The following is a 4,756-nucleotide window of genomic DNA, read 5'->3' as shown; positions in this document are numbered from 1 at the left end:
GTGTCATGGTTGACTCCTAAAACAAGCATTTCCCATGCTTATTGGGGAGTAGATTATCACTTATAGACGTGGTCTAAAATCCTAGACCCACATCACTACAAAATGGTGACTTCTGATCTACCAAGAAGAGAACTACCATTTAATTTTGAACTGTTATCAGAAATCTCAAACGATGATGCAAAATTACCAACTTTATTTGGGTTGGGATCATTAGATGATGGTCAACATATTAATGCGAGTTTTTGTTATACCATTTCAGGAGTTGCGGAAGCCTTGGGTTATGACCATTGGTATCCTGTAAATACGTTAATTAAAAAGATTATCGAAGAGAAAGGTATTAATATAAAAGACTCAAACAATCGCTATCATCTCAAAATTAAATCTGGTCAAAAAAGTAACATTGATAAATATTCAAAAGCATGTATTGACCTACTTGAAAAGGTTAAAAATGAATTGCCTTATGAAATAGACATCTAGTAGTAAGTAAAAATAGACACCTTGTTAGGTGTCTATTTAACATAAAATCTCTTATGCGAATTCTAGCCCTGCATAGGGCTAGATATAGCGATTAGACCCAATTCTCTAGCTTCAGACCATCAATCCGTTCAAATTCTTTGATATTGTTTGTGACTAATACAACATCCAATGCCAAAGCATGAGCAGCGATCAGCATATCTAAGCTGCCAATCGGTTTACCTGTCGATTGAAGATCTTGGCGTAATTTGGCGTAATGCCAAATTGCTTGTTCATCGTAAGGAAGAATCTCTAAAGGTGACAAAAACTTGTTTAATGCCTGTTTATTGCGTTCAGATCCAGACTTCTCTACACCGAAAGCCAGCTCAGATGCCGTGATACTTGAAATCGCAAGCTGGCCGAGTTGATATTGCTTAAAGCGTTCAAAAACGTGTTGAGGCTTATTGTTGATGACATAGATACAAATATTTGTGTCTAAGAGGTAAATCATCTGAACTCCTCACGGAACTGTTCGCCTTGATCATCTCGCTCTAACTGGAATCCAACCTCAAACTCATTGATGGCTTCTAACATGACATCCCAAGGGTTATCGATTGGCATCAACAAAACGCCACGTCCGAAGCTTTTGATGGCCACTTCAGTGCCATTGAAACGAAAGGCCTTAGGCAAGCGAACCGCTTGACTGCGACCAGTTTGAAATACTTTGGCAATTTCCATGTTGACCTCCAGATACACAAGATATATATCATTGATATATACCATAGCATTAAAGTGTGTAGAGTTAAAGTACAATTAAAATCATGAGACAATAAAAAAACCCCGACATCCTGTCGGGGTTTTTCGTATTGGGCTGTTAAGCATGACTCCTGTCTTGCTTCACGATCCTGGTGCGCTGATTTCTTATTGTTATCTGGAACATCCTGTTCTCAATGAGTTCATAATAGGAAATTGAACTGAGTATGGCTATTAGTGAATTTCCTGAATGGCTGTACGCCATAGCGTACATGGACATATCCTCAAATTATCCCGATATTTGTCCGCAGGAAATGGGGATAATTTCAGAAATGAAGGCCTTAAGAAATCAGGAAAAACTGAAATTTTGAGCATTTTTTAACCGATTTTATTGGCTAAAAATGACAAAAGTGCTTAAAAAGCATCCGACTTGTTTCCGAGTCGGCTTTTCACCTATTTTTTAGTCATGACTAATTTTTTAAACATTTGAAAAATAATGATTTTTAACAAGTGGTTTCGCATAATGCCCATTATGTTAAATAGGGGGATATTTATGCCTCATTAAACTTATATCCACACTTTAGACATGCATAGTTATTGAGGATATGTTCATCAATAGCACGCCCTGTAACAGCACCAGCTGTAGCTCCAACTGTACCACCAGCAAGTGCTCCAGCAATTGCCCCTGCTACAGTCCCGACAGCAGCACCAGCAACTATGCCAATCGGACCAGCAACGGCTCCTAGCATCGCTCCAGCTTTTCCACCAGCAGCACCACCACCTAATGCAGCAGCAGCACCTACGGTAGCACCAGCACGTTTTCCATAATTAAGCTTATCAATATTAGTTGAGTTACATTTTGGACAAGTTGTCATATCAATCCCATATTCATATTTTTCTGAAGTTTCTCTAAAATTAACACATTACACGTTATACAAAGCATAAAAATTGAGTCTATAGCCTTAATTTTTATGTATTTTTAAAATTTAAAGCCTAGACCAGTGTCTAGGCTTTTTTATTCCGTATAACAACCATTATGTGAAAATTTAAGAGTCATGTAGCTGTTTTTATAGGGGATATAGTGTTTAATTTATTAAAACACTATATTTTTCTGTATAAAACGCTTGTTTTATGAAAAAACAAGCGTATATTTTGCTTATATAGCGTTTTAAAGTCTTTTTTATGGTGATTTTAAAATAAAACACATCTTTTAAAAGAGGAAAAAAATATGTCTACATTAACAATTGATGCTTCTAAACTTAAAAATGCTAGAAAAAAAATAGGGATAACTCAGCAGTCCCTAGCTGAAAAAGTTGGAATCCATGTTACTAACATTGTTAAGTATGAAAATTCGAAAGCTAATCCAAGAAATGATGTTCTGGAGAAATTAGCTACAGTTTTAAATACTGATCTTCAGTATCTTGTAAAGGATGATTGTGAAAAAAATGAAATTGTTAATAAGGTAGATTCTCTTACTGTTGTGATTGAAGAAGCTCGTAATAAGATTGCGGAACTTGCTCAAGTTTCACCAGATAAGGTGAACATTCAAGTTTCATTTTAGTTAGTTTTTCTACAATTAACATAATACACCTTATACGAAATGCTTCACTTTATTTCATATAATTCAATGCTTTAACTGATACCATAAAGCCGAACTTAGCTGAGTTCGGCTTTTTTGTTGAATACTACCGTTCCACGCTTAATCTTTAATCAATGTTCCACGGTTTTGATTAGCTCAATTGAATAATCAGGATGCCTGGTCTTTTTCTTTTTGGCGTTCATCCAGCTCTTTTTTGAGTGCCTTTTTATCTTGGTACGATGCAATCAGCATGATCGGGATCAGCAGCGGGGCCACAATAATTCCCAAGGCAATGTCTTTCAGTTTCGGCATGATCTCTCTCCCTTAGTCATTATCAAAAACAGCATTCAGCACACGGCCAAATAAGCCACGTTTTTTAGGTTCTGGTTCAACATGCTCAGGAAGATGGATCCGTTTACTCTCGGAAGTAGTCAATTCGTCATAGTTAGAGTCAGTCTGTGACCGAGGATCCGTTGCTATATTTGAATTTGTAGATTCATTTAGCTTATCAATATTTTCTTGTTGTGACTGTTCTAAGGTGCCTTTAAACTCAATTCTATGAGTAAGATCTTCAATATGTTGCATCAAAGACTTTTCTCTTTGATTTGCTAAATCTAACTGATTTTTTAGTAAAGAAATCTGATCTTTTAATAGATTTTCGACTTCAGATTGAACGTGTACCTGTACATCCTTCTGAACTTGTTCAGTACGTGTACTGGACTGAACACCGATTGGGTTGCCATAAACTCTGATAAGTTCAGATAAGTCTATTAGACCATCATTATCTCTTGATAATTCACCATTTTTTAAAGCCTCATATATTGTTGTCCGTGATTTTTTAAAGGCTTTACTTGCGTCCATAACGCTAAATTTTGTAGTGTTCAATACAATCCCTCTGTTCATGTACAAGGATGTTCAGGTGAGCATATTACTGAACATTATCTTTATTTTGTTTGAAAGCCAACCTTTACTAGATATGGATATAGTTCTTTAAATTTTTCAGCATCTAATAGCATTTCGGCAATTCGTACGGCAAATTGCGGATAGCTTTCGGTGCCTTGAGAATACTTACTCATTTCAGGCAGTTCTGACAATTTGTTAGCAAATAAATGACGCTGGGCATCTGTTAACTTGGTGAAAATATCTAAGGTGTTTTGATCTCTAGCTTCTAGATTTGGTTTGTTAACGTTTTTCTTTTGCTTGAATGAGAATGAAAAGCCATAAATTGAACGTCCTTTTTTATGCTGCTCATATTTAACAGTGATATCTGTAAACTCATTAACTTGATCTATAGCTAGATGTAAGACTCTGTCTTTAAAGTTCCCCATTCTTGTGTACTCATCATCAAGCACACCAATTTTTTTTCTAAACTCTTCAAGCTCTATAACAGGAGTTTGGCCAGTGCTACGCCATGCGATCAATAATTCATATAGGCGTACAGCATAAGCACTACTGAGATTACTAACTTGCTGTAATTCATACTTAGTGAACTGTTCTTCGAGTTTAGTAATTAATGGAACAATAGCGGGTGCAAAAATTAACTTAACAGTCGCTTCAGCATCAATATAACGAATCTCACTAACCCATCGGCTTAGTACGTTTTCGATGTTTCCTCGTTTATTCATCTCTTGATAGCTAAATTGTCTAGCAAATAAATCTTTTGAAGCATCCTTTAATGCTTGATAGGCAGTCTGTCTTGCAACATTGAATTGATTGATATAGCTCTCTGCATGCACTTCTAAAGGGTTGTTTGCATTAATGCCTTTACCACTTTCTCTTGCTTCAACAATAGCTAAAAGAATAAGTCGCTGTTCAACTAGATCTAGGTTATAGCTTGCGTTAATTAAAGCATTATCTTTTACAACTAGATCTCGCATGTTATTAGTCTACTTTTTTATTTCTGAATATAAATCTATATAAAATATTATGTAGTTAAATGCAAGGTAAACGTAGTTAAATCTACAAAAAAAA

Annotated in this window: 8 protein-coding genes; 2 read left to right on the top strand and 6 right to left on the bottom strand. The window is 35.7% G+C overall.

The features are described from left to right. Positions 1 to 102 precede the first annotated feature (102 nt). On the top strand, positions 103 to 477 hold the full coding sequence (locus F973_RS01510; RefSeq protein WP_004759379.1) for a hypothetical protein: 375 nt from the start codon (positions 103 to 105) through the stop codon (positions 475 to 477). Positions 478 to 568: 91 nt separating this feature from the next. On the opposite strand, the gene vapC is transcribed toward F973_RS01510, so the two are convergent. The 3 genes from vapC to F973_RS01495 all read right to left on the bottom strand — a co-directional run bounded on the left by vapC (position 569) and on the right by F973_RS01495 (position 2,081). Then, on the bottom strand, positions 569 to 964 hold the full coding sequence (gene vapC / locus F973_RS01505; protein ID WP_004759377.1) for a type II toxin-antitoxin system tRNA(fMet)-specific endonuclease VapC: 396 nt from the start codon (positions 962 to 964) through the stop codon (positions 569 to 571). Next, positions 961 to 1,191, bottom strand: a complete 231-nt coding sequence (locus F973_RS01500; RefSeq protein ID WP_004759375.1) for an antitoxin — start codon at positions 1,189 to 1,191, stop codon at positions 961 to 963. The genes vapC and F973_RS01500 overlap by 4 nt, the downstream gene beginning before the upstream one ends. Before the next feature lie 566 nt (positions 1,192 to 1,757). Next, positions 1,758 to 2,081, bottom strand: a complete 324-nt coding sequence (locus F973_RS01495; RefSeq protein ID WP_004759373.1) for a hypothetical protein — start codon at positions 2,079 to 2,081, stop codon at positions 1,758 to 1,760. 353 nt (positions 2,082 to 2,434) lie between these two features. Here F973_RS01495 and F973_RS01490 point away from each other — a divergent pair, with 353 nt between their 5' ends. Then, on the top strand, positions 2,435 to 2,767 hold the full coding sequence (locus tag F973_RS01490) for a helix-turn-helix domain-containing protein (protein WP_004759371.1): 333 nt from the start codon (positions 2,435 to 2,437) through the stop codon (positions 2,765 to 2,767). 186 nt (positions 2,768 to 2,953) lie between these two features. Here the strand turns inward: F973_RS01490 and F973_RS15180 are convergent, their stop codons facing one another. Genes F973_RS15180 through repM form a run of 3 tightly spaced genes read right to left on the bottom strand, consistent with a single transcriptional unit; the run spans position 2,954 to position 4,662 of the window. Then, a complete protein-coding gene (locus F973_RS15180) occupies positions 2,954 to 3,097 on the bottom strand; it encodes a hypothetical protein (protein ID WP_001125247.1) in 144 nt (47 codons plus the stop codon). Positions 3,098 to 3,109: 12 nt separating this feature from the next. Then, entirely contained in the window at positions 3,110 to 3,670 is a 561-nt protein-coding gene (locus F973_RS01485) for a plasmid replication DNA-binding protein (RefSeq protein WP_223154292.1), read from the bottom strand. Positions 3,671 to 3,729: 59 nt separating this feature from the next. Beyond that, positions 3,730 to 4,662 carry a replication initiation protein RepM gene (gene repM, locus F973_RS01480; protein WP_004759367.1) on the bottom strand — a complete coding sequence of 311 codons (933 nt, stop codon included), beginning with the start codon at positions 4,660 to 4,662 and terminating at the stop codon, positions 3,730 to 3,732. Between the last annotated feature and the right edge of the window lie 94 nt (positions 4,663 to 4,756).

The organism is Acinetobacter sp. CIP 102129 (assembly GCF_000368305.1).
GTDB lineage: Bacteria > Pseudomonadota > Gammaproteobacteria > Pseudomonadales > Moraxellaceae > Acinetobacter > Acinetobacter parvus.
Note: the sequence above shows the minus strand (reverse complement) of the source record. Positions and strands in the feature narration are given on the sequence as shown.